This window comes from Faecalibacterium faecis, assembly GCF_040096475.1.
Taxonomy (GTDB): Bacteria; Bacillota; Clostridia; order Oscillospirales; family Ruminococcaceae; genus Faecalibacterium; species Faecalibacterium taiwanense.
On record NZ_JBBMEP010000004.1, the window covers coordinates 35,865 to 59,774 of the forward strand.

The 23,910-nt window shown below is 57.9% G+C and carries 24 protein-coding genes and 1 riboswitch; of the genes, 19 read left to right on the forward strand and 5 right to left on the reverse strand.

Features of this window, described 5'->3' with window-relative positions; translation table 11 throughout:
• Positions 1–13 precede the first annotated feature (13 nt).
• From cmk to WMO17_RS02920, 9 genes are all read left to right on the forward strand, one after another.
• Positions 14–691: a (d)CMP kinase gene (gene cmk / locus WMO17_RS02880; RefSeq protein ID WP_097781510.1), complete on the forward strand. Its 678-nt coding sequence runs from the start codon at positions 14–16 to the stop codon at positions 689–691.
• Positions 688–1,299 carry a lysophospholipid acyltransferase family protein gene (locus WMO17_RS02885; protein WP_005944723.1) on the forward strand — a complete coding sequence of 204 codons (612 nt, stop codon included), beginning with the start codon at positions 688–690 and terminating at the stop codon, positions 1,297–1,299. Before cmk ends, WMO17_RS02885 begins: the two co-directional genes overlap by 4 nt.
• 3 nt (positions 1,300–1,302) lie before the next feature.
• Positions 1,303–3,213 (forward strand): bifunctional 4-hydroxy-3-methylbut-2-enyl diphosphate reductase/30S ribosomal protein S1, encoded by a 1,911-nt coding sequence (locus WMO17_RS02890; RefSeq protein WP_298638223.1) that lies wholly within the window; start codon positions 1,303–1,305, stop codon positions 3,211–3,213.
• 141 nt (positions 3,214–3,354) lie between these two features.
• On the forward strand, positions 3,355–3,975 hold the full coding sequence (locus WMO17_RS02895) for a GtrA family protein (protein ID WP_349137446.1): 621 nt from the start codon (positions 3,355–3,357) through the stop codon (positions 3,973–3,975).
• Between the two features lie 59 nt (positions 3,976–4,034).
• Positions 4,035–4,169 carry a hypothetical protein gene (locus tag WMO17_RS02900; protein WP_005944717.1) on the forward strand — a complete coding sequence of 45 codons (135 nt, stop codon included), beginning with the start codon at positions 4,035–4,037 and terminating at the stop codon, positions 4,167–4,169.
• Between the two features lie 16 nt (positions 4,170–4,185).
• Positions 4,186–4,851 (forward strand): deoxyribose-phosphate aldolase, encoded by a 666-nt coding sequence (deoC, locus tag WMO17_RS02905; protein ID WP_120080940.1) that lies wholly within the window; start codon positions 4,186–4,188, stop codon positions 4,849–4,851.
• Positions 4,852–5,092: 241 nt separating this feature from the next.
• Positions 5,093–6,268 (forward strand): GGDEF domain-containing protein, encoded by a 1,176-nt coding sequence (locus WMO17_RS02910; protein WP_349137447.1) that lies wholly within the window; start codon positions 5,093–5,095, stop codon positions 6,266–6,268.
• 76 nt (positions 6,269–6,344) lie between these two features.
• Positions 6,345–6,443, forward strand: a riboswitch (SAM riboswitch).
• A gap of 118 nt (positions 6,444–6,561) precedes the next feature.
• On the forward strand, positions 6,562–7,716 hold the full coding sequence (gene metK / locus WMO17_RS02915) for a methionine adenosyltransferase (protein ID WP_338428076.1): 1,155 nt from the start codon (positions 6,562–6,564) through the stop codon (positions 7,714–7,716).
• 459 nt (positions 7,717–8,175) lie between these two features.
• Positions 8,176–9,318 carry a ribose-phosphate pyrophosphokinase gene (locus WMO17_RS02920; RefSeq protein ID WP_044954082.1) on the forward strand — a complete coding sequence of 381 codons (1,143 nt, stop codon included), beginning with the start codon at positions 8,176–8,178 and terminating at the stop codon, positions 9,316–9,318.
• Between the two features lie 71 nt (positions 9,319–9,389).
• Here WMO17_RS02920 and WMO17_RS02925 read toward each other — a convergent pair whose 3' ends face one another.
• Positions 9,390–10,724, reverse strand: a complete 1,335-nt coding sequence (locus tag WMO17_RS02925; protein WP_349137448.1) for an MATE family efflux transporter — start codon at positions 10,722–10,724, stop codon at positions 9,390–9,392.
• A 20-nt stretch (positions 10,725–10,744) separates the two neighbouring features.
• On the reverse strand, positions 10,745–11,659 hold the full coding sequence (locus WMO17_RS02930) for a pyridoxal-phosphate dependent enzyme (protein ID WP_097781517.1): 915 nt from the start codon (positions 11,657–11,659) through the stop codon (positions 10,745–10,747).
• Positions 11,660–11,883: 224 nt separating this feature from the next.
• Here WMO17_RS02930 and WMO17_RS02935 point away from each other — a divergent pair, with 224 nt between their 5' ends.
• The 8 genes from WMO17_RS02935 (at position 11,884) to uvrC (ending at position 18,592) form a co-directional block, all read left to right on the forward strand.
• On the forward strand, positions 11,884–12,264 hold the full coding sequence (locus WMO17_RS02935) for a sigma factor-like helix-turn-helix DNA-binding protein (protein ID WP_097775061.1): 381 nt from the start codon (positions 11,884–11,886) through the stop codon (positions 12,262–12,264).
• Positions 12,265–12,288: 24 nt separating this feature from the next.
• Positions 12,289–13,644: a signal recognition particle protein gene (gene ffh / locus WMO17_RS02940; RefSeq protein WP_120080934.1), complete on the forward strand. Its 1,356-nt coding sequence runs from the start codon at positions 12,289–12,291 to the stop codon at positions 13,642–13,644.
• Positions 13,645–13,736: 92 nt separating this feature from the next.
• Positions 13,737–13,979 carry a 30S ribosomal protein S16 gene (rpsP, locus tag WMO17_RS02945; RefSeq protein ID WP_005944692.1) on the forward strand — a complete coding sequence of 81 codons (243 nt, stop codon included), beginning with the start codon at positions 13,737–13,739 and terminating at the stop codon, positions 13,977–13,979.
• A 17-nt stretch (positions 13,980–13,996) separates the two neighbouring features.
• On the forward strand, positions 13,997–14,230 hold the full coding sequence (locus tag WMO17_RS02950; protein ID WP_005934928.1) for a KH domain-containing protein: 234 nt from the start codon (positions 13,997–13,999) through the stop codon (positions 14,228–14,230).
• 60 nt (positions 14,231–14,290) lie between these two features.
• Positions 14,291–14,827, forward strand: a complete 537-nt coding sequence (rimM, locus tag WMO17_RS02955; protein WP_005944690.1) for a ribosome maturation factor RimM — start codon at positions 14,291–14,293, stop codon at positions 14,825–14,827.
• 3 nt (positions 14,828–14,830) lie between these two features.
• The gene (gene trmD / locus WMO17_RS02960) at positions 14,831–16,078 is read left to right on the forward strand and encodes a tRNA (guanosine(37)-N1)-methyltransferase TrmD (protein ID WP_154256038.1); all 1,248 of its coding nucleotides are present in this window, start codon (positions 14,831–14,833) and stop codon (positions 16,076–16,078) included.
• Positions 16,079–16,419: 341 nt separating this feature from the next.
• Complete coding sequence (locus WMO17_RS02965) at positions 16,420–16,683, forward strand: HPr family phosphocarrier protein (RefSeq protein ID WP_005920365.1); 264 nt, start codon at positions 16,420–16,422, stop codon at positions 16,681–16,683.
• A 61-nt stretch (positions 16,684–16,744) separates the two neighbouring features.
• A complete protein-coding gene (gene uvrC / locus WMO17_RS02970; RefSeq protein ID WP_349137449.1) occupies positions 16,745–18,592 on the forward strand; it encodes an excinuclease ABC subunit UvrC in 1,848 nt (615 codons plus the stop codon).
• A 231-nt stretch (positions 18,593–18,823) separates the two neighbouring features.
• Here the strand turns inward: uvrC and WMO17_RS02975 are convergent, their stop codons facing one another.
• The 3 genes from WMO17_RS02975 to WMO17_RS02985 form a co-directional block, all read right to left on the reverse strand.
• The gene (locus WMO17_RS02975) at positions 18,824–19,672 is read right to left on the reverse strand and encodes a transporter substrate-binding domain-containing protein (RefSeq protein WP_120120608.1); all 849 of its coding nucleotides are present in this window, start codon (positions 19,670–19,672) and stop codon (positions 18,824–18,826) included.
• A 137-nt stretch (positions 19,673–19,809) separates the two neighbouring features.
• The gene (locus WMO17_RS02980; protein WP_005944678.1) at positions 19,810–20,622 is read right to left on the reverse strand and encodes an amino acid ABC transporter ATP-binding protein; all 813 of its coding nucleotides are present in this window, start codon (positions 20,620–20,622) and stop codon (positions 19,810–19,812) included.
• An 18-nt stretch (positions 20,623–20,640) separates the two neighbouring features.
• Complete coding sequence (locus WMO17_RS02985) at positions 20,641–21,324, reverse strand: amino acid ABC transporter permease (protein WP_097781520.1); 684 nt, start codon at positions 21,322–21,324, stop codon at positions 20,641–20,643.
• Positions 21,325–21,541: 217 nt separating this feature from the next.
• On the opposite strand from WMO17_RS02985, the gene WMO17_RS02990 reads away from it, so the two are divergent.
• Positions 21,542–22,717, forward strand: a complete 1,176-nt coding sequence (locus WMO17_RS02990) for an NAD(P)H-dependent glycerol-3-phosphate dehydrogenase (protein ID WP_353963375.1) — start codon at positions 21,542–21,544, stop codon at positions 22,715–22,717.
• 215 nt (positions 22,718–22,932) lie between these two features.
• On the forward strand, positions 22,933–23,730 hold the full coding sequence (locus tag WMO17_RS02995) for a zinc dependent phospholipase C family protein (protein ID WP_349137450.1): 798 nt from the start codon (positions 22,933–22,935) through the stop codon (positions 23,728–23,730).
• Positions 23,731–23,910: the final 180 nt, after the last annotated feature.

Below are 23,910 nucleotides of genomic sequence, written 5' to 3' on the forward strand. Positions count from 1 at the left end.
GGAGAGATACAACATGGTATCTGTTGCGATCGACGGGCCTGCAGGTGCAGGCAAATCTACGCTGGCACGCCGTCTGGCGGCTGAAATGGGCTATATTTATGTGGATACCGGTGCCATGTACCGCGCCATCGGCCTGTATGCCCTGCGCGCAGGCAAGGACCCCAAGGACAACGCAGCGGTCAACGCGCTGCTTCCCCAGATCGAGCTGCGGCTGGCCTCCATTGAGGGCGAGCAGCACATTTATTTAAAGGAAGAGGATGTGAGCACCGCCATCCGCACCGAGGCCGCAGGTATGGCTGCCTCTGCCGTGGGCGCAAACCCGGCTGTGCGCGCCTTTCTGCTGGAACTGCAGCGGGATATGGCCAAAAAGCAGGACGTGCTGATGGACGGCCGCGACATCGGCACGGTGGTGCTGCCGGATGCCACGGTGAAGATCTTCCTTACCGCCACGCCGGAAGCCCGCGCCACACGCAGGTGGAAAGAGTATCAGGCCAAAGGCATCGATACTCCCTATGAAGAGGTGCTGGCCGACGTGAAGCAGCGGGACTATCAGGACACCCACCGTGCCGCTGCACCCCTGAAGCAGGCGGACGATGCCGTGCTGCTGGACACTTCGGAGCTGGATTTTGAACAGAGCCTTGCTGCAATGAAGAAGATCATTGCGGAGAAAGTGAATAAAACGATAAAATGATATTATATTACATCTTAGTGCCCTTTGCGTGGCTTTTGTGGCATATCGGCTTCCGCATCCATGTAGAGGGCCGCGAAAACCTGAAAAAGGTGCAGACAAAGGGCTGCATCCTTGCGCCCACCCATGTCTCCGCCATCGACCCGGTGTTCATCGTGGTCACCCGGTGGGGCAGGCGGATGATCGTGTTCGCCAAGAAGGAACTGTTCGAGATCAACGCCCTGCTGACCTGGTTCTTCCGCTGCTGCGGCGCGGTGTGCGTGCGCGGCACAAAGGATGAAATGGCTGCCATTGAGCAGACCGTAGAAAAGTGCAGAAACGGCGAAACACTGCTCATCTTCCCGGAGGGTACCCGCGAAAAGGACGGGAAGCTTCTGCCGCCCAAGAGCGGACTGTTCGTCATTGCGGCGGGGGCCGGGGTGGACGTAGTGCCCTGCCGCATCCTGTACGATACGCCGGATGGAAAAATGCACCTGTTCTGCAAAGTACGGGTGATCTACGGCGAGCCGATGCCTGCAGAGCAGTTTGCCATGGAGAGCCGCCGCGACACCAAAAAGCTGCGTGCCAACAAGCAGGCCCTGCTGGATGCGTGGGAAAAGATGGGGGCGTAAAAGATGGAGATCCGAGTTGCCAAAACGGCGGGGTTCTGCTTTGGTGTCAAGCGGGCGGTGGATCTGACCTATGGCCTGCTGAACGAAGGCTGCAAGGTGGCCACCCTCGGCCCGCTGATCCATAACCCGCAGGCTGTGGAGGATATGCAGAAAAAGGGTGCCCTTGTGGCGGATGCCATCGCCGATGTGCCCGCCGGGTACGAGGTGGTCATCCGCAGTCACGGCGTGCCGCGCACCGTGTACGACGAGCTGGATGCGCGCGGCATCACTTACCATGATGCCACCTGTCCCTTCGTGCAGAAGATCCAGCGCATTGCCGCCGAGGCCGAAAAGGCGGGAGCAGTGCTGCTGGTGGCAGGCGACAAGACCCATCCGGAGGTGCAGGGGATCGTGGGCCACACCCGCGGAGAGGTGTTCGTTTTTGCCGATCTGGCCGAGTTGAAGGCATGGAAAGGCCCCTCTGACCCGCAAAAACCCCTGTTTGCAGTTGCACAGACCACATTTCAGGTTACAAAATGGCAAGAAAGTTCGGAGTTTCTCAAAAAAGCCTATACAAACGCCCGAATTTTTGATACAATATGTAATGCGACGTGGGCGAGGCAACAGGAAGCGGAAGACCTCAGCCAAAAATGCGACATCATTGTTGTCATTGGCGGTCATCATTCTTCCAATACCCAAAAGCTGGTACAGGTCGCCGCAAAACACACGCGTGCCGTAACGGTCGAGACAGCGAGCGAACTTCGGCCGGAATGGTTTGCAGATGTTAAAGTGGCGGGCGTGACAGCCGGGGCTTCAACGCCATCGTCTATTATTGAGGAGGTACTTAACAGTATGAGCGCAGAAATCAATGACAGCATGAGCTTTGAGGAGATGCTGAATGCATCCGAGGAAAAGCGTGTTCATGCAGGCAGTATTGTGAAAGGAATCGTGACCAGCATCTCTGCCAACGAGATCCAGGTGGATATCGGAGCGAAGCAGACCGGCTTTGTCAAGCTGAGCGAGCTGACCGATGATTCCTCCGCCAAGGTCGAAGACCTGGTGAAGGTTGGCGATGAGCTGGACCTCATCGTCGAGAAGGTTATGGATCAGGATGGCGTCATCCAGCTCTCCCGCAAGAAGCTCGCATCTCGCAAGGGCATGGAAGAGATCGCTAAGGCCGCTGAGTCCGGCGAGGTCGTCGAAGGCGATGTCACCGAGTTCAACAAGGGCGGCGTTGTGGTCAACGTCAAGGGTGTCAAGGTGTTCGTTCCTCGTTCTCAGGCTACTATGCGCCGTGATGAGGACTACACCGCTCTGGTTGGCCAGCACGTTCAGCTGGTTGTCACCGAGTGCTCCGGCCGCAAGATCGTCGGCAGCATCAACAAGGTGACCGCTGAGCAGAACAAGGCAAAGCGTGAAGAGTTCTGGGCAAACGTTGAGGTGGGCAAGACCTACACCGGCGTTGTCAAGAGCCTGACTTCTTACGGTGCATTCGTCGATATCGGCGGTGTGGACGGTCTGTGCCACATCAGCGAGCTGAGCTGGAACCGCATCAAGCATCCCTCCGAGGTCGTCTCCGTTGGCGACACCATCGAGGTGTATGTGAAGGACATCGACACCGAGAACCACAAGGTCTCTCTGGGCTACAAGAAGGCTGAGGACAACCCCTGGGAGCAGCTGAAGAACAACTACCCCATCGGCAGCACCTTCCATGCTCCGGTCGTCTCCCTGACCAAGTTCGGTGCATTCGTCCGCATCCTGCCGGGTGTTGATGGTCTGGTCCACATCAGCGAGATCAGCAATGACCGCGTTGAGAAGGTCTCTGACGTACTGAAGGTCGGCGATATGGTCGATGTGAAGCTGCTGGATGTCGACTTCGACAAGAAGCGCATCAGCCTGTCTATGAAGGCCCTGCTGAACGACAACGCTGAGTAATCAGCCTTTCGTTCGGAAGAAAAGCTTCTGACACAATGCGATCAACAGCCCCGTTGCCGGGAAAACGGCGGCGGGGCTGTTTTTATAACTGAAATTCCAATTTTCTCTTTTAGAGAAAGTACAAAATAAAGACATAACTTTATGATAAACTGGATCAAGAAACACTGGGAAGTACTGAGCTATCTGGTTTTCGGCGTGCTGTGCACCCTGCTGAACATTGTGCTGTATGCGCTGTTCAACAAGCTGTTTGGCTATACAGCCGCCAACAGCTGGGGCAATGTGCTGGATAACATCATCTGCATCCTGTTTGCCTACTGCACCAACCGCGCCTTTGTGTTCCGCAGCAAAACGCAGGGCAAGGCCATGGCAAGGGAATTTGGTGCATTCGTCACCTGTCGTCTGGGTACAATGCTGCTGGACACTGCAATTATGCTGGTGCTGGGCAATCTGCTGGCTGCGCAGGGTGCAGCGCTGATGGACGAGCTGATGCAGGGGGTGCTGAGCGTGGTGGCCCACTGGCTTGGCCCGGATACGGCCATCCAGATGGCAGCCTCCTATGCAGGCACACCGGCGGGGGTCACGGATGGCTCTGCCGCCATTGCCGTCATCGGCGGTGCAGACGGCCCCACGGCAATCTTCGTTACCAGCCGCTACAATGCGCAGGCACTGTGGGGCCTTGCCGTGAAGGTCTTTTCCAATGTACTGGTGATCGTGCTGAACTATGTGTTCAGCAAGCTGATCATCTTTAAAAATCGCAAGTGAGATATTTTCTCCGCCGCAGGCGGAGAAAATATCCAATATAATTTAGGAGGTACGGTTTTATGAAGCGTGGTCTGAAAGGTTTTGCATTTCTGGTCTCCGGTCTGGTGCTGGGCATCATTGGTGCAACGGTCTCAGCAACTGCAATTGCCCTGAGTGCTGTCGGCATGGCAAAGGTGCGCCGTGCCAGCAAGTAAAAAAGGAGAAAAAAACATGACTCGTGAAGAAATTCTCTCCCATGTCGATCACACCCTGCTGAAGCCGGAGGCCACCTGGCCCCAGATCCAGACCCTGTGTGACGAAGCCATTGCAAACCACACCGCATCCATCTGCATCAACACCTGCTACGTCAAGCAGGCGGTGGAGTATATGGCGGGCCGCATCCCGGTATGCTGCGTGGTGGGCTTCCCTCTGGGTGCCATGGATACCGCCAGCAAGGCGTTTGAAGCCAAGACTGCCATTGAGAATGGTGCCGCCGAGGTGGATATGGTCATCAACATCGGCCGCCTGAAGAACAAGGAGTACGATGCCGTGCGCGAGGACATCCGCGCCGTGAAGCAGGCGGTGGGCGACAAGGTCCTGAAGGTCATCATCGAGACCTGCCTGCTGACCGACGAGGAAAAGGAAAAGATGTGCGATATCGTCTGCGAGGCAGGCGCGGACTACATCAAGACCAGCACCGGCTTCTCCACCGCAGGCGCAAACTTCCACGATGTGGAGCTGATGGTCAAGGGCGTGCATGGCCGCTGCAAGGTCAAGGCTGCCGGCGGCATTTCTACCGTGGAGGACATGGAGACCTTCCTTGCGCTGGGTGCTGACCGTCTGGGCACCTCCCGCGCTGTCAAAATTCTGAACGGCGAGCAGGCAAAGGGCTATTGATCTGTTCTGCGAAAAAAGCAATTATAAATAATATTTCCGCAGAACAGAACCAGAGCGCACGCGGAGGCTGTTCTGGATCGTTTGGTTTTCCCAAGGGCCGCTGCACAAATTGCTGTGCAGCGGCCCTTTTTGATGCCAAGCCTTGCAAGCAGGGCGCGGCAGGGTATATAATACAGATAGATACTGTATAAAACAGGGGCAGTCTGCCTTGTGGGATAAGGCGGGCAGGGGAGGAAATGCAATGAATATACCCGAGATCCTTGTGGCCAATGGCACAGGGGCGGTGCTGGTATGCTTTCTGTTTCTGCTGCGGGTGCGCGGCGAGAGTAAAAACAGTGTTGGAAGTGAGCTGTTCTGCCGGATGCTGGTGGTGACTCTGCTGGCACAGGCGACAGAAACGATCAGCTTTCTGCTGGACGGCGTGCCCGGCGCGGCAAGCCGGTTCTGGCTGTACCTCATGAACACCGTCTGCACCGGCGCTACCGTGAGCGTGGGCTTTGCGTGGTGTTTGTATGTGGACTTCCGGGTCTACCGCAGCACCGGACGCCTGCGCAGAAGACATCTGCTTCTGGGCGCGCCGCTGCTGGCTGTTCTGGCGCTGCTGGCGGCGAACCTTTTCGGCACAGGATGGATCTTTACCATCTCCGCGGACAACGTTTACCATCGCGGTCCGCTGAACAGTTTGCTTTACCTGCTGCTGTTCGGCTATTATGCCGAGAGCGTGTGGCAGGTGCATAAGGCCAAGCGCGATGGCGTTACGGTGGAGTTTTTCTCGGTGTACTACTTTGTGATCACCTGTGCGGTGGGCACGGTGCTGCAGGGTGCGTTCTACGGTATGGCCTTCGGCTGGCTGTCGGTGGCCATCGCCTTTGTGTTTGTGGACAGTCAGCTCCGCAGTCTGCGCAGCTATATCGACGAGCTGTCCGGCCTGTTTGGCCGCAAGTACATGAACTACTGTCTGGAGCGCATCCACGCCACGCAGGAAAAGGATATTTACGGCATCATGATGGACGTGAACTGCTTCAAGGAGATCAACGACACCTATGGTCATGGTGCGGGCGACCGCGCCATTCAGGAGATCGGTCACATCCTGTCCGGGGCGCTGGTGGCAAACTCGGTAGCCATCCGCATAAGCGGCGATGAGTTCATGGTGCTGATCCGGCACGGCTCGGAGGAGATCCTGAATAAGATCTGTGCCGCCATCGAGCAGCGGGTGCAGCGCTATAACGCCGCCGCCCCGGCGGGCAGCTTTCAGCTGTCTTTCTCCACCGGTGTGGCAAAGTATGAGGGCGGCAGCGTGGAGAAATTTCTGGCGGAACTGGACGAGCGGATGTATGCGGAAAAGCGCGCTTTCCACGCCGCCCGGAACGGCCATGCCGTACCGGAGCAGGGGAACGCTCCATCAATTTCAGAATAATGTCTAAAAAGAGTGATACTCTTCTTGACAATCTGACGAAGCAATGATAGAATACTGAACGTACCAACTGAATACCGACTTATCAAGAGCGGCTGAGGGGACAGGCCCTGTGAAGCCCGACAACCTGCGCGTGAGCGCAAGGTGCCAAATCCTGCGGGAAACCGAGAGATAAGAGTGCAACGCTCAGAGCTTTCGGGCTCTGGGCGCTTTTATTTTTCGCGCAAAAAAGCTTGAACGGAATGTTGGAGCAAGAAATACACACCCTGCTGTAAAAACTTTAGGAGGCAAAACAAATGGCAAGACACCTGTTTACTTCTGAGTCCGTCACCGAAGGACATCCCGACAAGATCTGCGACCAGATCTCGGATGCCATTCTGGACGAAATTCTGACCCACGACCCCAATGCCCGCGTGGCCTGCGAGACCTGTGCATCCACGGGCCTTGTGCACATCATGGGCGAGATCACCACCAACTGCTATGTGGATTTCCAGAAGGTCGTCCGCGAGGTGGTGGCAGATATCGGCTACACCCGCGCAAAGTTCGGCTTTGATGCCGACACCTGTGCCGTCATCTCCAACATCGACGGCCAGAGCCCCGACATCGCACTGGGCACCAACGATCAGGTGGGCGGTGCAGGCGATCAGGGCATGATGTTCGGTTATGCCTGCGATGAGACCCCGGAGCTGATGCCTATGCCCATCAGTCTGGCTCACAAGCTGGCAAAGCGCCTGACCGAGGTGCGCAAGAACGGCGAGATGGACTATCTGCGTCCGGATGGCAAGAGCCAGGTCACTGTGGAGTACGATGAGAACAACAAGCCCGTGCGTGTGGATGCTGTGGTCATCTCCAGCCAGCACAGCGACAGCGTCAGCATGGAACAGCTGCGTGCAGACGTGATGGAAAAGGTCATCAAGGCCACCATCCCCGCCGAGCTGCTGGACGAGAACACCAAGTACTACATCAACCCCACCGGCCGCTTCGTTGTGGGCGGCCCGCAGGGTGACACCGGCCTGACCGGCCGCAAGATCATCGTAGACACCTACGGCGGCTATGCCCGTCACGGCGGCGGTGCCTTCTCCGGCAAGGACCCCAGCAAGGTGGACCGCAGCGCTGCCTATGCGACCCGCTGGGTGGCAAAGAACATCGTGGCTGCAGGTCTTGCCAAGCAGTGCGAAGTGCAGGTGGCCTACGCCATTGGCGTGGCAAAGCCTGTGTCCATCATGGTGGACACCTTCGGCACCGGCACCGTCTCGGATGAGAAGATCGAGCAGGCTGTGGAAAAGGTCTTTGACCTGACCCCCGCCGCCATCATCCGCGAACTCGACCTGCGCAAGCCCATCTACCGCAAGCTGGCCGCATACGGCCACATGGGCCGCGAGGATCTGGGCGTGAAGTGGGAGAACACCGACCGCGTGGATGCCCTGAAGGCTGCGGTCGCTGCCCTGTAAGCGGAACACAAAGCACCTATCGCAATCATATAAAATAAGAAGGCATCTGCAACGATCGCTTCTGAGCTTCTGAAGCTCAGCAAATTTGTTGCAGATGCCTTTGTTTTTGCGGCTCTGCCGGGGAGGGCGAACGAGCAAAAACAGCAGCATCTCCGCTGCCCGGCACACTGCATTTTTATCTCCCGGAAGAGCGATCCCGGCAGACTGCTCAGACAAAGAAAAGTCTTACTTTTCCACGGAAATCAGCCGAAATTTGCGAAATGGCAAAGAATCGGCTGTCTTTTTGTCGAAAACACACATTCTCTTTGAGAAAAAAGAAAAACAGCTGTGCAAGGCGCAGAAAATCCTGACATGAAACAAATTGATATGGCAGAATCGACGAAATGTGATAAAATAAAACTAGATATGCGCTCTTGTGTGCATGATACGGATCGTAAACAGCAATAAGGAGTTATGACTATGTCTATTGAAATTTCCCCGAAGTCGTTCTTTGAGCAGCCCAGCGTGGCAGATATGCGGCTGATCTCCTGCCCCGGTGCAGAGGAACTGACCGGCCTGATCGACAAGCATCTGGTCCGCTGGGCCAAGGCTGCCGGAATTGACAAAGAGACCTTCATTATTCCTTGCGACTGCCCCCGCTTCCAGAGTGGCGATGCCAAGGGTCTGGTGAAGGAGTCGGTGCGCGGCGACGATATCTTCATCGTGGTCGATCCCGGCAACTACAGCGTGACTTACAAGCTGTTCAACTACGAGAACCACATGTCTCCGGACGATCACTTCGCCAACCTGAAGCGCCTGATCCAGGCAGTGGCCGGCAAGGCACACCGTGTGTCGGTCATTATGCCCAGCCTGTACGGCGGCCGTCAGCATCGCCGTGTGGTGCGCGAAAGTCTGGACTGCGCTGTGGCCCTGCAGGAGCTGCAGACCATGGGTGTGCGCAACATCATCACCTTTGATGCTCATGACCCCCGCGTGCAGAACGCTGTGCCGCTGATGAGCTTTGATAACGCAATGCCCACCTATCAGGTGCTGAAGAGCCTGCTGAAGAAGGACCCGGACCTCTCCTTTGATAAGAGCAAGTTTACCGTGGTCAGCCCGGACGAGGGCGCCATGAACCGCAACATGTACTTCTCCAGCGTGCTGGGCTGCAATCTGGGCATGTTCTACAAGCGCCGCGATTACACCCGCGTGGTGAATGGCCGCAACCCCATCGTTGCCCACGAGTATCTGGGCGAGAGCGTGGAAGGCAAGACCGTCTTTATCGCAGACGACATCATTGCTTCCGGCGAGAGCATGCTGGAGGTCGCCAGCAACCTGAAGGAGCGCGGCGCTGCCAACATCATCGCCAACGCCACCTTCCCCCTGTTCACCAGCGGTCTGGAGAAGTTCGACAAGGCTGTGGCCGAGGGCAAGCTGACCTATGTTGTGGGCACCAACCTGACCTACCGTATGCCTGAGCTGCTCACCCGCGACTGGTATGTGGATGTGGATGTTTCCAAGTACGCTGCATACTTTGTGGTGGCACTGAACCACGACATGTCTGTTTCCAGCATTATCGACCCGCTGAAGAAGATCGAGAATCTGCTGGCAAGCCGCAAGTAAGTTTAATACGAAAAAGGCTCTGCATCCTTGCGATGCAGAGCCTTTTTCGTATCACAAATCAAATAAAACGATTATAATTCCTCTCCATGGCTGCGCAGATACCGAACCAGCATGGGCAGCTCGTAGAGCAGCATGACGACCCAGCCCACCGCATAGCTGTAAGGCAGAGCTTCGATCTCCATTTTCCACACCAGCACGAACACCGCAGCTGCCGCCACACGGAACACCATGTTGAAGGTGCTGGACACCAGCGTGACCTTCAGATCGCCAATGCCGCGGAAGAAGCCCTGAATGCCGTTGGTGAAAGCGGGCATCAGGTAGAACAGGGAAACCGTGCGCAGGAAGCGCACGCCCAGATGGACGACCTCCGGGTCGGTGACGAACAGCTTCATGATAAAGGGCGCACCGGCAAAGCATACAACGGCGATCAGCACGCCGTAAGCGGCCTCGATGCGCATACCGCAGTGGAAGCCCTGCTTCACACGGTCGTGCTTGCCGGCACCCCGGTTCTGCGCCATGAGGGTGGTCATGGCGTGGCCGATGTTCTGCTGCGGGGTATAGGCAAAGTCGTCAATGCGGGAAGCAGCGGTAAAGGCAGCCATAGCGTTGACACCCATGGTGTTCACGATGGCCTGCACCGCGATCTTGCCAAGCTGCACGGTGGCTTGCTGCATGGCGCTGGCCCAGCCGTAGCTGACCGTTTTGCGCAGCAGCTTGCCGTCAAACACCAGCCAGCGCCTGCCCAGCTGCAGGATGGGCACCTTCCAGCGGATGTACAGTACGCACAGCACGCAGCACAGTGCTTCGCTGACCACGGTGGAAAGGGCGCAGCCGTTGCTGCCCCAGTTCAGCACCTGCACAAAGAACAGGTCGCCGCCGATGTTCAGCACAGAGCTGATCATCAGGAAATACAGGGCACTCTTGCTGTCGCCCAGTGCACGCATGGTGGCGGCAAGGAAGTTATAGAAGAAGGTGAAGATCAGGCCTGCAAACACGATGCGCAGGTAGCTGACCGCAATGGGCAGGATATCGGCGGGCACCTGCATCAGCTGCAGCAGGGGCGTGGCCAGAATGACGCACAGCGCCGAGAATGCCAGCGAGAACACGGTGCCTGCAATGGCGGTGGTGGACACCTGATGCTCCATCAACTGGGTATTACCGGCACCGAATGCGGTACTGACCAAAATGCCGGCACCCAGACACATGCCGTTGATAAACAGGATGGCCAGAGTCATGAGCGGGTTGGAGGTGCCGACGGCGGCAAGGGCTTCCTCGCCCACGAACTTGCCCACGATGATGCTGTCGGCGGCGTTGTAGGTGAGCTGGAACAGGTTGCCAAGTACCAGCGGAATGGTAAAACGAATCAGGAGCGGTGTAATGGCTCCCTTTGTCATGTCGTTTGTCATGGGAACGCTATGATCTCTCCTTATAATGTATTTACGATCTGCCGTCCGGGCAGGATGGCAAGGGCAGAGCGGCTGGCACCTACATGGATGAGCTGTGCGGCCGCCTGCAAAACGGCACCGGATGCCACCGAAGCCGGGATGGCATCGGTGCGCAGCACCTTTTGCGCGGCCCGCTGCGCATCGGTGGTGTTCACCGCCACCACGTTGTCCACCACATAGGCGTTGAAGTTTTCCGGCACAAAGCCGTAGCCCAAATCACTGATGCCGTGGGGGCCGGTCAGGCCGCCGCCCAGCGCCTGCGATTCGTAAGGCTCCACGGCGGCGATGCGCACATCGTTCGTCCATGCCTTGATGGTCTCGCCTACGCCGGTCACGGTGCCGCCACTGCCCACGCCGATCACGATAGCGTCCACAGCGCTTTTGCCCTCCCGCGCGATGCTCTGCACAATGGCAGGGCCGGTAACGCGGCGGTGGTACTCCGGGTTATCATCGTTGGCAAGCCAGTCCATGTAGTACCAGCCGTTGGCGGCGGCGGTCTGTGCCGCCAGACGGCGGGCACCGTTCACACCGCTGCGGGCCGGGCTGTGGCGGATCTGCGCACCCAGCCGCAGCAGGGTCTCCTGCCGCAGGGCGGGGGCATCCTCCGGCATCACCAGAACCACCGGGTGACCGGCGGTCAGGCCCGCCAGCGTGAGCGCAGCGGCAAACGGGCCGGAGGCCGCTTCAATGATGGGCTGACCGGAGATCAGCTTCTTTTTTTCAATGGCAAGGGCCAGCATCCCTTCGGCAAGGCCGTCCCGGGCCGTGCCGGTGGGGCCTGCAAAGTCCAGATAGGCATACAGCCGTCCCTTCAGCCCGCAGGCGGCAGCATAGCCGCGCAGCTCCACGATGGGGCAGGCGCTGAGCGTCTGGTAAAAATTGGGGTAGATCGGCACGAAGACCCTCCTTTCATGGGATACAACAATATTATCCTAACGCAAAAGGACTGCGCGCGTCAAGATGCCTTTTAGCAAAAACAGCGAATTTTTGGCGGATTTTCTGGAAAAATCTCCGAAAGGCTCTTGACAGGATGCGGTGCATCTGCTATACTTCATCCGTAAAGCAAATGAACTTTACATCACTTCTCGAAAGTACAGGCACAAAACCGGGGGATCAGAGGATGGCAAAAGATCTGGAAATGGGCTATCTGCTGGACTTTTACGGTGAGGTGCTCACCGAGAAACAGCGCGAAATGCTGCGCCAGTATTACAACGATGACCTTTCGCTGAGCGAGATCGGCGAGAACTTCGGCATCACCCGTCAGGGTGCGCGGGATGCCATCAAGCATGGCGAGAACGCGCTGAAGGAGCTGGAGGAAAAGGTCGGCTTTGCGGCGCGTTACCGCCGCGTGCAGCAGAAGCTGGAAGAGCTGGAGCAAATGGTGATCGATGCACGGTTCGAGTGCACCGGCCCGCAGGGCCTGACCACCACCGAGTACGAACACCAGCTGACCAAAATGTTAAAGCTCATCCGCTCCATCGACGAAGCAAACGAGAGCTGAAACCTGTGAAAGGAGCACCGTACAATGGCATTTGAATCCCTTACCGACCGCCTTGCCGGTGTGTTCAAAAAGCTGCGCGGTCACGGCAAGCTGACCGAGGCAGATATCAAGGCCGCGATGCGTGAGGTGCGCATGGCCCTGCTGGAAGCCGATGTCAACTATAAGGTTGCCAAGGACTTCTGTGCAAAGGTGTCCGAGCGCGCCATGGGTCAGGAGGTCATGGAAAGCCTGACCCCGGCACAGCAGGTGGTCAAGATCGTCAACGAAGAGCTGGTTGCCCTGATGGGCGGCAGCGAAGCGGCCCGCCTGAACATCAAGAACAAGGGCCAGACGATCATCATGCTCTGCGGCCTGCAGGGCAACGGTAAAACCACCCACGCCGCAAAGCTGGCAAAGTACTTTATCAAACAGGGCCGCCGCCCCATGCTGGTGGCCTGCGATATTTACCGCCCTGCGGCCATCGATCAGCTGCAGGTGGTGGGCAAACAGGCGGGCGCACCGGTGTTCACCCTGCCGGGCGCAAAGCCGCCGGAAATTGCAAAGAAGGCGCTGGCACACGCCAAGGATTACGGCAATGACATCGTGATCCTGGATACCGCCGGTCGTCTGCAGATCGACGATGTGCTCATGCAGGAGCTGGTGGACATCAAGGAAGCCGTTCCTGTGGACGAGACCCTGCTGGTGGTGGATGCCATGGCCGGTCAGGACGCCGTGAACGTTGCCAAGACCTTCAACGAGAAGGTGAGCATCGACGGCATCATCCTCACCAAGACCGACGGCGATACCCGCGGCGGTGCGGCACTTTCGGTGCTGGCCGTTACCGGCAAGCCCATCAAGTTCCAGGGCACCGGCGAAAAGCTGGACGATCTGGATGTGTTCCATCCCGACCGCATGGCAAGCCGCATCCTTGGCATGGGCGATGTGCTGAGCCTGATCGAGCGTGCGCAGGAGACGGCCGACGAAAAGGCAGCCGAAGAGACCGCCAAGCGGATGATGGAGAACAAGTTCGACATGAACGACATGCTGGACCAGTTCGCACAGATCCGCAAGATGGGCGGTGCAGGCGCGATGCTGAGCATGCTGCCCGGCGGCAGCGGCATCGATCCCAGTCAGGTCGATGAAAAGGCATTCGACCGCATCGAGGCCATGATCTATTCCATGACCAAGGAAGAACGCGAGAAGCCCTCCATCATCAACCCCAAGCGCAAGCGCCGCATCGCGGCCGGCAGCGGTACCACCGTGGCCGACGTGAACAAGCTGCTCAAGCAGTTTGAAATGATGCAGAAGATGATGAAGCAGTTCAAGAAAAGCCCCAAGGGCTTTGCCCGCCGCCTGGGCGGCATGATGGGCAACCCCAATGCCTTCCGCGGACTGAAATAATTTTTGTGATACAACCCCCTTGCGGGTTTGTACAATATAATCAACATGCGCCCGCAAGGGCCGCACAAAACAATTTTTGGAGGATATTTACCATGGCAGTTAAGATTCGTCTGCGCCGCGTTGGCGCCAAGAAGGCTCCCTTCTATCGTGTTGTTGTTGCTGACAGCCGCTTCCCCCGTGACGGCCGTTTCATCGAAGAGATCGGCACCTACGATCCCAACAAGGAGCCTTCCGAGATCAAGATCGACGCTGAGAAGGCAAAGCAGTGGATCGCCAACGGCGCACAGCCCACTGATACCGTTCGCGTCCTGCTGAAGAAGTCCAACGTTCTGTAAGTAGGGAGGGCTGACTCATGCAGGAGCTGTTGCTGGCAGTTGCCCGCGGTCTCGTGGAGGATAAGGAAGCCGTTAAGGTCACGGTGGACGAGCCTCGCGAGGACGGCACCATCGTCTACCACCTGAGCGTGGCAGAGGGAGATATGGGCCGTGTCATCGGCAAGCAGGGCCGGATCGCAAAAGCCATTCGTGTGGTGATGCGCGCGGCTGCTGTGCGGGTCGATGAAAAGGTCCTTGTTGAGATCGACTGAGCACCCTACAGGCCCTTTGCCCTTGCGGCAAGGGGCCTTTTTGATTATAGGAGCAAGATTATGCAGCAATATCTGGAAGCGGGCAAGGTCGTGACCACCCACGGCGTGCGCGGCGAAATGAAGCTGGAGCTTTGGTGCGACGGCGTCAACTTTCTGAAAAAGGTGGGCAGGCTGTACCCCTCGGCACAGGGCGGCAGGGCCTATAAGATCGTGTCCATCCGCGCACAGGGCCAGATGGCTCTGCTGCAGCTGGAAGGCGTGGACGATATGGATGCTGCCCGTGCGCTGCGGGGGCAGGTATTCTACTTTGACCGTAATGATGCCACCCTGCCCGCAGGCCGCTGGTATGTGGCCGACCTGATCGGGTGCGAAGTGCGGGATGCCGACACCGGCAGGGTGTACGGCGTTGTGACCAGCGTGGATCACCCCGGTGCACAGGATATCTACACCGTCAAAGCACCGAACGGCAAGGAATACATGTTCCCGGGCGTGGATGCTTTTTTGAAAGAGCGCAACCCGCCGGAGGGCTATCTCCTCGTCACCCCCATTCCGGGCCTGCTGGACGATGACTTTGACAGCGAACGGGAGGAAGAGTGAGCCATGGGAATGCGTGTGGACATCGTGACCCTGTTCCCGGAAATGTGCCAGCAGGTGCTGGATGCCAGCATCATCGGGCGCGCGGCAAAGAAGGGCTTTATTGAGACCCACTGCCACCAGATCCGGGACTACACCCTGAACAAACAGAAGCAGACCGACGATTACCCCTACGGCGGCGGCTGCGGCATGGTGCTGTATGCTCAGCCCATCGCAGACTGCCTGCGTGCTGTGCAGCAGGAAGTAGCTTCACAGGGCCGTCCGGCTCCGCATATCGTGTTCCTGACGGCAGGCGGCCAGCGCTACACCGAGGAGCACGCAAAGCGGCTGGCCCAGTACGATAATCTGACACTGGTATGCGGCCACTATGAGGGCATCGACGAGCGTGTGATCGATGCTTTTGCGGATGAAGAGATCTCCATCGGTGACTACATCCTCACCGGCGGCGAGTTGGCCAGCCTTGTGGTGGCGGACAGTGTGCTGCGCCTGAAGCCCGGCGTGCTGGCTGAGCAGAAGGGCTACGAGGAAGAAAGCTACTGGGACGGCCTGCTGGAGTATCCCCAGTACACCCGCCCCGAGGTGTGGGAAGGCCGCGCCGTGCCGCAGGTGCTGCTGGGCGGCGACCACCAGAAAATCGATGCATGGCGCGGGGAACAGAGCCGGGAGCGCACCCGCCTGCGCCGCCCGGAGCTGTACGAGAAGTGGTGTGAGACCCACCCTGTGACCGAGCTGCCCAAATGGAAGCGCGGCGAGAACATGCGCCTTGTCAAGACCGACGAGCAGTTTGCTGCTGCCGCCCGCATCTTTGTGGAGGGCCGCCGCACCACCTGTGCCGAGAACTGGACCCCGGAATACTGTGCCAGCCTCAACGAGGAAGAATATCTTTTGCAGCTGCGGCAGGAAAAGGCCGCAGGCTGGGTGTGCTACCTGCACACCACCAAGGATGTGCCGGACGGCATCGTGAGCATCAACCACAAGGTGGGGCACATCGAACATCTGTTCGTCACTGAAAAAGCCCGCGGCAGGGGCATTGGCATGAAGATGCTGGACTTTGCCCGCAAAAAGCTCAGCGAGCACGAGCACCCGGTGCTGAGCGTGCTGAACACCAACACCCGCGCCATAGCGCTTTACACCCGCATGGGCTGGAAGCTGACCAGCGGCACCGAGCTGGAGTTCACGCCGGAGCAATATCCGGCTGTGGTGAAAAAGTGTGCTTTGGTCTGGATGCGGTACGAGGGCAGCGCACAGAAGTAACTCCGGGCGGCAGCTGCAGGTGCATCGGACAGCGAAAAAGGCACGAAAATGGATACTCGGGCCAGAGGGTATGGTGCTGGAAACGCACAAAAACGGCCGAGATATTGCCCGATGGTCGAAAAAATGTTGAAAACTTTTGTATCTACCCTCTAACCTTCGGGGAATAATTTTATTATCTTTGTATAAATAATGAAAAATGGGCCGCTTTTCATTGGAGAAACCGCCAAAAATGCGCCGGGGGGCTGTACAACCGTTTCGACTTGCGCTAAAATAATCGTAACGCAACAGGCACAGGATACAGATTCTATACCCAAAACGATATTAGATAGGAGCGCTTTACTATGTACGTGAAAGAAGTTACCGTTGAAAATCAGGTTGGTCTGCACGCTCGTCCGGCTACCTTCTTCATCCAGAAGGCTAACGAGTTCAAGTCTTCCATCTGGGTCGAGAAGGAAGAACGCCGCGTGAACGCAAAGAGCCTGCTGGGCGTTCTGTCTCTGGGCATCGTGGGCGGTACCACCATCCGCATCATCGCTGACGGCGCTGATGAGCAGGCTGCTGTTGACGGCCTGATCAAGCTGGTGGAGTCCGGTTTTGCTGAGTAATTTGTGTCTATAAATGGAGCGGCGGGGGAACCTGCCGCTTTTTGTTTTTCAAGGAGAATCCATGACCAAAGCTGAACTGTATCAGAAAGCCTGTATGCTGCCGCTGCTGCCCGGCGTGTATATCATCCGGGATAAGACGGACACCATCATTTATATCGGCAAGGCAAAGCGGCTGCGCATCCGGGTGAGCCAGTATTTCCGCGAGGGCGTGCCCCACGACAACAAGGTCAGCCAGATGATCGCCCATGCCTATGCCTTTGACGTGATCGTCTGCCAGAGCGAGTTTGAAGCGCTGGTGCTGGAAGCCAGCCAGATCAAGGCCCACACGCCGAAGTATAACATCCTGCTCAAGGATGATAAAGGCTACAGCTATATCAAGGTGACAAAGGAGCCATGGCCCAGGCTCTCCTTCGTGCTGCAAAAGGAGGAGGACGATGCCGAGTATATCGGCCCCTATACCTCCAGCTTTGCGGCCCGGCAGATGGCGGAAACGGCCATGGATGCCTTTCTGCTGCCGCGCTGCAATAAGCGCTTCCCGCAGGAGATCGGCAAAGGACGTCCCTGCCTGAATGCGCACATCGGCAAGTGCATGGCAGTGTGCAGCGGCAGGATCAGCTGCGAAAACTACAATCAGGCCGTCAAGAGCGCCGTGCACCTGATCCGCTACGGCAAAAAGGACATCCTGAAGATCCTTAATGAGCGGATGCAGGAGGCCTCGGACCGGCTGGAATTTGAGACGGCGGCGCTGCTGCGGGACCAGATCGCAGCCATCACCAAGGTGAGCGCCGGGCAGAAGGTCATTGTGGACCCGGATGTGGAGATGGACGTGGTGGCGCTGGCAGGCACGCCGGACAGCGTGTGTGCGGCGGTGCTGCGCTTCCGGGACGGACGGCTGACCGATAAGCGGGAGTTTTTGTTCCACGATACCTCGGACATTGCCGCCGTGCGGGAGGAATTTCTGCCCCGGTATTATCTGGATGACGAGCAGATCCCCAAGATCATTGCGGTGGACGAGCTGCCGCCGGACAGCGACGCTTTGCAGCAGGCGCTGAACGAAAAGCGCGGCAGTGAGGTGCAGCTATATGTGCCCCAGCGCGGCGATAAGGCCCATCTGGTGGAGATGGCCCACACCAACGCGGTGGAGCGTCTTGCCCGGGAGAGCGGCCGTTATGCCCGGGAGGAAAAGCTGCTGGACGAGCTGGCGCAGGTGCTGGGCCTTGCAAAGCCGCCCCGTGCCATTGAGAGCTACGACATCTCCAACTGGGGCGATGGCTCCAGCGTGTGCGGCATGGTCACCTTCAAGGACGGCAAGCCCTACAAGGCGGGCTACCGCAAGTTCAAGATGAAGACCGTTGCGGGCACTGACGACTATGCATCGCTGGCAGAGACCGTCTCCCGGCGGGCGGCAGAGTACGAAAAGTACGCAGAGCTTGCAAAAAAGGGAGAGCCCTGCAGCAACTGGTTCGGGCAGAAGCCGGATCTGCTTTTGATGGACGGTGGCAGGGGGCAGGTGAGCGCGGCAAAAGAAGCACTGGCCGGGACTGCCCTTGCGGATGTGCCGCTCTACGGCATGGTGAAGGACGACCACCACCGTACCCGTGCCATCGTGGACAGCGAGGGGCGGGAAATTGCCATCAACATGAACCGGGGCACCTTTACCTTCATCACGGCCATTCAGGACGAGACCCATCGCTTTGCCAATGCCTACCGCAAGCAGCAGATGAAGCAGAAGAGTTATTCCTCCACCCTGACCGAGATCCCCGGCATCGGCCCCAAAACGGCCAAGGCGCTGATGGCCCAGTTCAAGAGCGTGACCGCCGTGAAGGAAGCCACGCCTGACCAGTTGGAAAACACCCCCGGCGTGGGTAAACAGACGGCACAGATCATCTACGCATATTTTCACGAATAAAACCCTCTCAGTCATCGCTGCGCGATGCCAGCTCTCCCGAAAGGGAGAGCTTTTTGCATTCAGATGCAATGAATGTGCAGAGCTGAAAAAACGCGATTGATGCATTTGCCGGTTATGGCCCTTCCCGTGAAAAGGCAAACCCCGGCAGACCACAGTCTGCCGGGGGTTGCAATATTAAAATAAATTTACCGCTGAAAAGGCCCAGAGCAAAGCGGAGGGCATTCAAATGATTCAGTTCTCCGCAGAAATATCCTGACCGAAATACTTCTCGCTCAGCTCTTTCAGGGTGCCATCGGCACGCAGCTCGTCGATGGCGGTGTTGATGGCATCCAGCAGGGTGGCGCTGGCATCGCCCTTGCGCAGAGGAATGGCAACGTGAGAAGCGTCCTCGGTCTGGGCCACCAGCTTGAAATCTGCGTCCGGATGGACGTTCAGGTAGTCGTAGAAGGAAACATCGGCGTTCAGGGTGGCGTCGATGCGGCCTGCGGTGAGCAGCTGGATGGTCTCTTCCAGCGTGTCGATGCCCTGTACGGTGGCACCATAGCTCTCGGCCAGTTCCATGTAGGTGGAAGCAAGGCTGTTGGCGGTGGTCTTACCTTTCAGGTCCTCAAAGCTGGTGATCTCGTCGTTATCCTTGCGGACGGCAAGGGCAGTGTGGATGTAGCCGTAGGGCTCGGTGAAATCATAGGTCTTGGCGCGCTCGTCGGTCACTTCCACGCCGTTGCACACGATGTCGTAGCGGCCTGCGTCCAGACCGGCAAACAGGCTGTCCCAGTCGCTTTCCACGTACTCCGGCTCCACGCCCAGCTTTTCGGCAATGGCGCGGGAGACTTCCACATCGTAGCCCACCAGAGTATCGGATTCGTCGTGGTAGCTCCAGGGCTGCCATGCGCCTTCCAGTGCAACGATCAGCTTGCCGCTGGACTGGATGTTGGACAGCTGGTCGCCGGCAGCAGGAGCCACAGAGGCGGCCGTGCCGGAAGCAGCGGTGCTGCCGGAAGAATTGGAGCAGCCGGACAGAGTCAGCACACCGGCAGCGGCCATGACGCTCATAAGAGAAATAAAGGTTCTGCGTTTCATAGTTGGATTCCCTTTCCTCTATAAAAATATTTGTGAAATAAACTCCTTCAGGCAAAGAGGGAGACTTTCTGGTTTTGCCAAAGGCCCCATCCCGGAGGGGGCTGTCTGCGAAGCAGACTGGGGGAGTTGGTTAAACCTCACTCGGTGTGAGCGATCTTCCGCAAAAATTCGCGGGTGCGCTCCTCTTTGGGGTTAGCGAAAAACTCATGCGAGGGAGCCTGCTCCACTACCACGCCGTTCTCCATGAAAACGGTCTTGGAGGAAACATTGCGGGCAAAGCCCATCTCGTGGGTGACCACCAGCATGGTCATGCCCTCTTCGGCCAGCTGCCGCATCACGGCCAGCACTTCGCCAGTCAGCTCCGGGTCAAGGGCCGAAGTCGGCTCGTCAAAATAGATGATCTCCGGGTCAGATGCCAGCGCACGGGCAATGGCCACGCGCTGCTGCTGGCCGCCGGAAAGCTGGCGCGGATAGTAGTCGGCTCGGTCGGCAAGGCCCACCTTTTCCAGCATCTTCATGCCAACGGCATCCGCCTGCTCTTTGGGCATTTTGCGGGCAATGATGAGGCCCTCGGTCACGTTCTGCAGGGCAGTCTTGTTGCGGAACAGATTGTAGCTCTGGAACACAAAGGCCGTCTTTTTGCGCAGCCGGGCAATGTCGGCACGGCTGGCCTGGGCAAGGTCGAACGTCTCGCCGTCAAAGGTGAGCTGGCCTGCGTCGGCAGTCTCCAGAAAGTTCAGACAGCGCAGCAGGGTGGTCTTGCCGGAGCCGGAGGGGCCGAGGATGGCCACTACATCGCCCTTTTCCACGGTCAGGTCCACGCCGCGCAGCACCTGCAGCTCGCTGGTCACTTTGCGTGCACCGGGCCGGTGGAAGATGCCTGCCTGCAGGCGGGGCTTTGTGTAGGTGAAAAAGGATTTGTGGACGTTTTTGATCTCTAACATGGACATGGTTGCCACACTCCTTTCTTACTGGAAGCCGTGGGCGTTGAGCCGACGCTCCAGCAGTGACTGCAGCTTGGTAATGACCGTGCAGAACAGCAGATACACCACGGCCACCTCACAGTAGATGGGCAGGAAGATGTAGGTGCGGGCGGCCACGCGCTGACCGGCCATGAACAGCTCGGCTACTGTGATATTGGACGCCAGCGAGGTGTCCTTGATCATGCCGATGAGCGAGTTGGAGAGGGCGGGCACTGCGGTGCGCAGGGCCTGCGGCAGCACGATGCGGCGCATGATCTGCCACCAGCTCATGCCCACGCAGTAACCGGCTTCCAGCTGGCCCTGCGGCACGCTTTCCAGTGCGCCGCGCATGGTCTCGGCACAGTAGGCACCCTCGTTGAAGGCAAAGGCGATGACCGCAGCAGGGAAAGCGTCCAGCATGATGCCCACGCTGGGCAGACCATAAAAGATGATGAACAGCTGCACCAGCAGCGGTGTGCCGCGGATGACCCAGATGTAGAACCGCGCGATCTGCCGCAGCACCGGCACATTGGCGTACTGCACCAGCGCAACGGCCACGGCAATGATCATGGCAAAAAAGAAGGAGACCAGCGTGAGCGGGATGGTCATGGTAAGGCCTGCCGTAAGGATACGGGGCAGGGCCTCCGCCAGCACGCTGACCGTACGGTTGGAAAGAAATGCTTCAAACATGAAAAATGTTCCCTCAGAACGGTATTCAAATACTCTGTAAATTGTAAGAACAAAGGTATTATAAGGCTTGGAGTGCGCTTGAAGTCAAGGGCTTTTTCTAAAATTCCTACAAAACCTACCAGAATACTATAGCATGAATCCGGATGGAGTGCAAACGGTTTGCTCAAAACGCGTGATGTGTACAAAAACGGACGACCCATCTGGAAAACTTTGTGCAATGCGGCAAGCGGTTGACGGCGCACCGGCTTTCGTGTACAATGAACATAACAACGCGCACCGGGCTTGGCCCGGCACAGGCGCAAATTCACCGCAGAGGGTGCAGTGCCCTTTGCGCGGTGCAGACACGGAGGACACGAACGTGACGAAGAAAAAAATTGGCGTTCTGGGTGCAGGTACCTGGGGCATGGCTCTGGCACGGATGCTGTGTGTCAGCGGCAATGATGTGCAGGTGTGGTCGGCGCTTCCGGCTGAGGTGGAGAACCTTTCCGCTACGCGGGTGCACCCCAATCTGCCGGGCATGAAGATCCCGGAAGAGCTGCAGTTTACCAAGAGCATTGAGGAAGTGTGCACCGGCAAGGATGTGCTGCTGTTTGCAGTGCCGTCGGTATTTGTGCGCTCCACCACGGCCAAGGCCCGGCCTTACATCCCGGACGGCCAGATCCTTGTGGACGTTGCAAAGGGCATGGAGCCGGAAACCTTATATACCATGACCGAGGTCATCGCCGATGAGCTGAACCGTGAGGGCGGCCCCAAGGGGGTAAAGCTGGTGGCCCTTTCCGGCCCGACCCATGCGGAAGAGGTGGCGCTGGACATGCCCACCACCATCGTTTCGGCCTGCCCGGATGAAGCCGCTGCCGAGTATGTGCAGGATGTGTTCAGCAACACCTGTATGCGTGTGTACACCAACGCCGACATCAAGGGCGTGGAGCTGAGCGGCGCGCTGAAGAATGTGATTGCGCTGGGTGTTGGCATCTCCACCGGCCTTGGCTACGGCGATAACGCCCGCGCAGCCCTCATCACCCGCGGCATTGCCGAGATCGCCCGGCTGGGCGTGGCCATGGGCTGCAACATCCACACCTTTGCGGGTCTGGCCGGTATCGGCGACCTGATCGTGACGGCGACCAGTATGCACAGCCGCAACAATCGTGCGGGCATTCTGATCGGCAAGGGCAAAAGCCCGGAGCAGGCCGTGAAGGAGGTCGGCATGGTGGTGGAGGGCATCAATGCACTGCCTGCCGCTATGGAACTGGCAGCAAAGTACAATGTGGAAATGCCCATTGTGCAGACGGTGAACGCCATCGTGAAGGAGGGCATGAGCGCCAGCGACGCGCTGCGCACCCTGATGGACCGCAACCGGAAAAACGAGATGCCGCAGGGCTACGAAAAAGTCTGAATTTTAAGGGAGAAGGCACAGCTGTCTGCAGATGGCTGTGCCTTTTTTGCTGCGCGGCCTGCCCACTGGCCGAAAACACAAAATAATTCAAATTTTTTACCAAAATCAGACGTAAAAGGGTAGAAGGTCGGGAAACTTTCTGCTATACTGAAACAGAACGCAAAAACTGGGGGACGTTTTGTGCACCCTGTCGGAGAGAAAGAGAGGAATCTGCCATGCCGTCAACTTATGCGCACCGCCGCTTTGGCACCAATGTGCTGGAACATCTGCCGGATGAACTGCGTGCTCAGCTGGAACAGAACCGTGAGCTTTATGATATCGGCCTGCACGGGCCGGACCTGCTGTTTTATTACCATGCTGCCAAGTCCAACCCGGTGGGTGCACTGGGCAATGCCATGCACGAGGAGCCGGGACGGGCCTTTTTTGACCGGGCGCGCAGGGTGGTGCACTGCGAGGCAGACCGGGATGCTGCGCTGGCATATGCGCTGGGCTTTGTGTGCCACTTTGCGCTGGACAGCACCTGCCACCCGTATGTGGAGCAGTTCACCCGGGAAAGCGGCGTGACCCACTGCGAGATCGAGACCGAGTTTGACAACATGCTGCTGCGCCGGGACGGATACGACCCGCTGAAGTTTTTCACAGCCAGCCATATCCACCCGTCGGAACAGAATGCAAAGGCAATCGCGCCCTTTTACGAGGGCATCTCGGAGCAGGTGGCGCTGGACTCGCTCAAGGGCATGATCTCAGTGCACAGGCTGCTGCAGGCGTCCAATCCTGTCAAGCGCTGGGTGGTGCTGACAGGCATGAAGGTGGTGGGCAAATACGACATGCTGCACGGACTTGTGGCAAACCCGCAGCCGAACCTGAAGTGCGTGGAGAGCGGCAAGCGGCTGGAAGAACTGTATGCGCAGGCGCTTCCACTGGCAGAAACGCTGATCCTGGAATTTGTGGCAAAGCTGGATACCGATGAGCCGCTGGATAAGGCCTACGACCATACATTTGGGGAGTTCTGAGCAAGTTGATGCAGCCCAGCAGGGAAAGATGCTGTTTCCCGCTACGACCCTTTTGGTGAAAATGTGTTTGGAGCGCTCCGCAGAGCGCGACAAACACGAAAATAAAAACAAAATTTCCGCTGTAGATGGCCAAAGCGAATGCGGCGGCCATTTTAAATGGTGAAATCTAAAAAGAGGGGG

Bases quoted from the DNA above. Each gene is read 5' to 3' on its own strand.
- cmk (WP_097781510.1), top strand. From the start codon at position 14: ATGGTATCTGTTGCGATCGACGGGCCTGCAGGTGCAGGCAAATCTACG.
- WMO17_RS02885 (WP_005944723.1), top strand. From the start codon at position 688: ATGATATTATATTACATCTTAGTGCCCTTTGCGTGGCTTTTGTGGCAT.
- WMO17_RS02890 (WP_298638223.1), top strand. From the start codon at position 1,303: ATGGAGATCCGAGTTGCCAAAACGGCGGGGTTCTGCTTTGGTGTCAAG.
- WMO17_RS02895 (WP_349137446.1), top strand. From the start codon at position 3,355: ATGATAAACTGGATCAAGAAACACTGGGAAGTACTGAGCTATCTGGTT.
- WMO17_RS02900 (WP_005944717.1), top strand. From the start codon at position 4,035: ATGAAGCGTGGTCTGAAAGGTTTTGCATTTCTGGTCTCCGGTCTGGTG.
- deoC (WP_120080940.1), top strand. From the start codon at position 4,186: ATGACTCGTGAAGAAATTCTCTCCCATGTCGATCACACCCTGCTGAAG.
- WMO17_RS02910 (WP_349137447.1), top strand. From the start codon at position 5,093: ATGAATATACCCGAGATCCTTGTGGCCAATGGCACAGGGGCGGTGCTG.
- metK (WP_338428076.1), top strand. From the start codon at position 6,562: ATGGCAAGACACCTGTTTACTTCTGAGTCCGTCACCGAAGGACATCCC.
- WMO17_RS02920 (WP_044954082.1), top strand. From the start codon at position 8,176: ATGTCTATTGAAATTTCCCCGAAGTCGTTCTTTGAGCAGCCCAGCGTG.
- WMO17_RS02925 (WP_349137448.1), bottom strand. From the start codon at position 10,724: ATGACAAACGACATGACAAAGGGAGCCATTACACCGCTCCTGATTCGT.
- WMO17_RS02935 (WP_097775061.1), top strand. From the start codon at position 11,884: ATGGCAAAAGATCTGGAAATGGGCTATCTGCTGGACTTTTACGGTGAG.
- ffh (WP_120080934.1), top strand. From the start codon at position 12,289: ATGGCATTTGAATCCCTTACCGACCGCCTTGCCGGTGTGTTCAAAAAG.
- rpsP (WP_005944692.1), top strand. From the start codon at position 13,737: ATGGCAGTTAAGATTCGTCTGCGCCGCGTTGGCGCCAAGAAGGCTCCC.
- WMO17_RS02950 (WP_005934928.1), top strand. From the start codon at position 13,997: ATGCAGGAGCTGTTGCTGGCAGTTGCCCGCGGTCTCGTGGAGGATAAG.
- rimM (WP_005944690.1), top strand. From the start codon at position 14,291: ATGCAGCAATATCTGGAAGCGGGCAAGGTCGTGACCACCCACGGCGTG.
- trmD (WP_154256038.1), top strand. From the start codon at position 14,831: ATGGGAATGCGTGTGGACATCGTGACCCTGTTCCCGGAAATGTGCCAG.
- WMO17_RS02965 (WP_005920365.1), top strand. From the start codon at position 16,420: ATGTACGTGAAAGAAGTTACCGTTGAAAATCAGGTTGGTCTGCACGCT.
- uvrC (WP_349137449.1), top strand. From the start codon at position 16,745: ATGACCAAAGCTGAACTGTATCAGAAAGCCTGTATGCTGCCGCTGCTG.
- WMO17_RS02975 (WP_120120608.1), bottom strand. From the start codon at position 19,672: ATGAAACGCAGAACCTTTATTTCTCTTATGAGCGTCATGGCCGCTGCC.
- WMO17_RS02980 (WP_005944678.1), bottom strand. From the start codon at position 20,622: ATGTCCATGTTAGAGATCAAAAACGTCCACAAATCCTTTTTCACCTAC.
- WMO17_RS02985 (WP_097781520.1), bottom strand. From the start codon at position 21,324: ATGTTTGAAGCATTTCTTTCCAACCGTACGGTCAGCGTGCTGGCGGAG.
- WMO17_RS02990 (WP_353963375.1), top strand. From the start codon at position 21,542: ATGCGGCAAGCGGTTGACGGCGCACCGGCTTTCGTGTACAATGAACAT.
- WMO17_RS02995 (WP_349137450.1), top strand. From the start codon at position 22,933: ATGCCGTCAACTTATGCGCACCGCCGCTTTGGCACCAATGTGCTGGAA.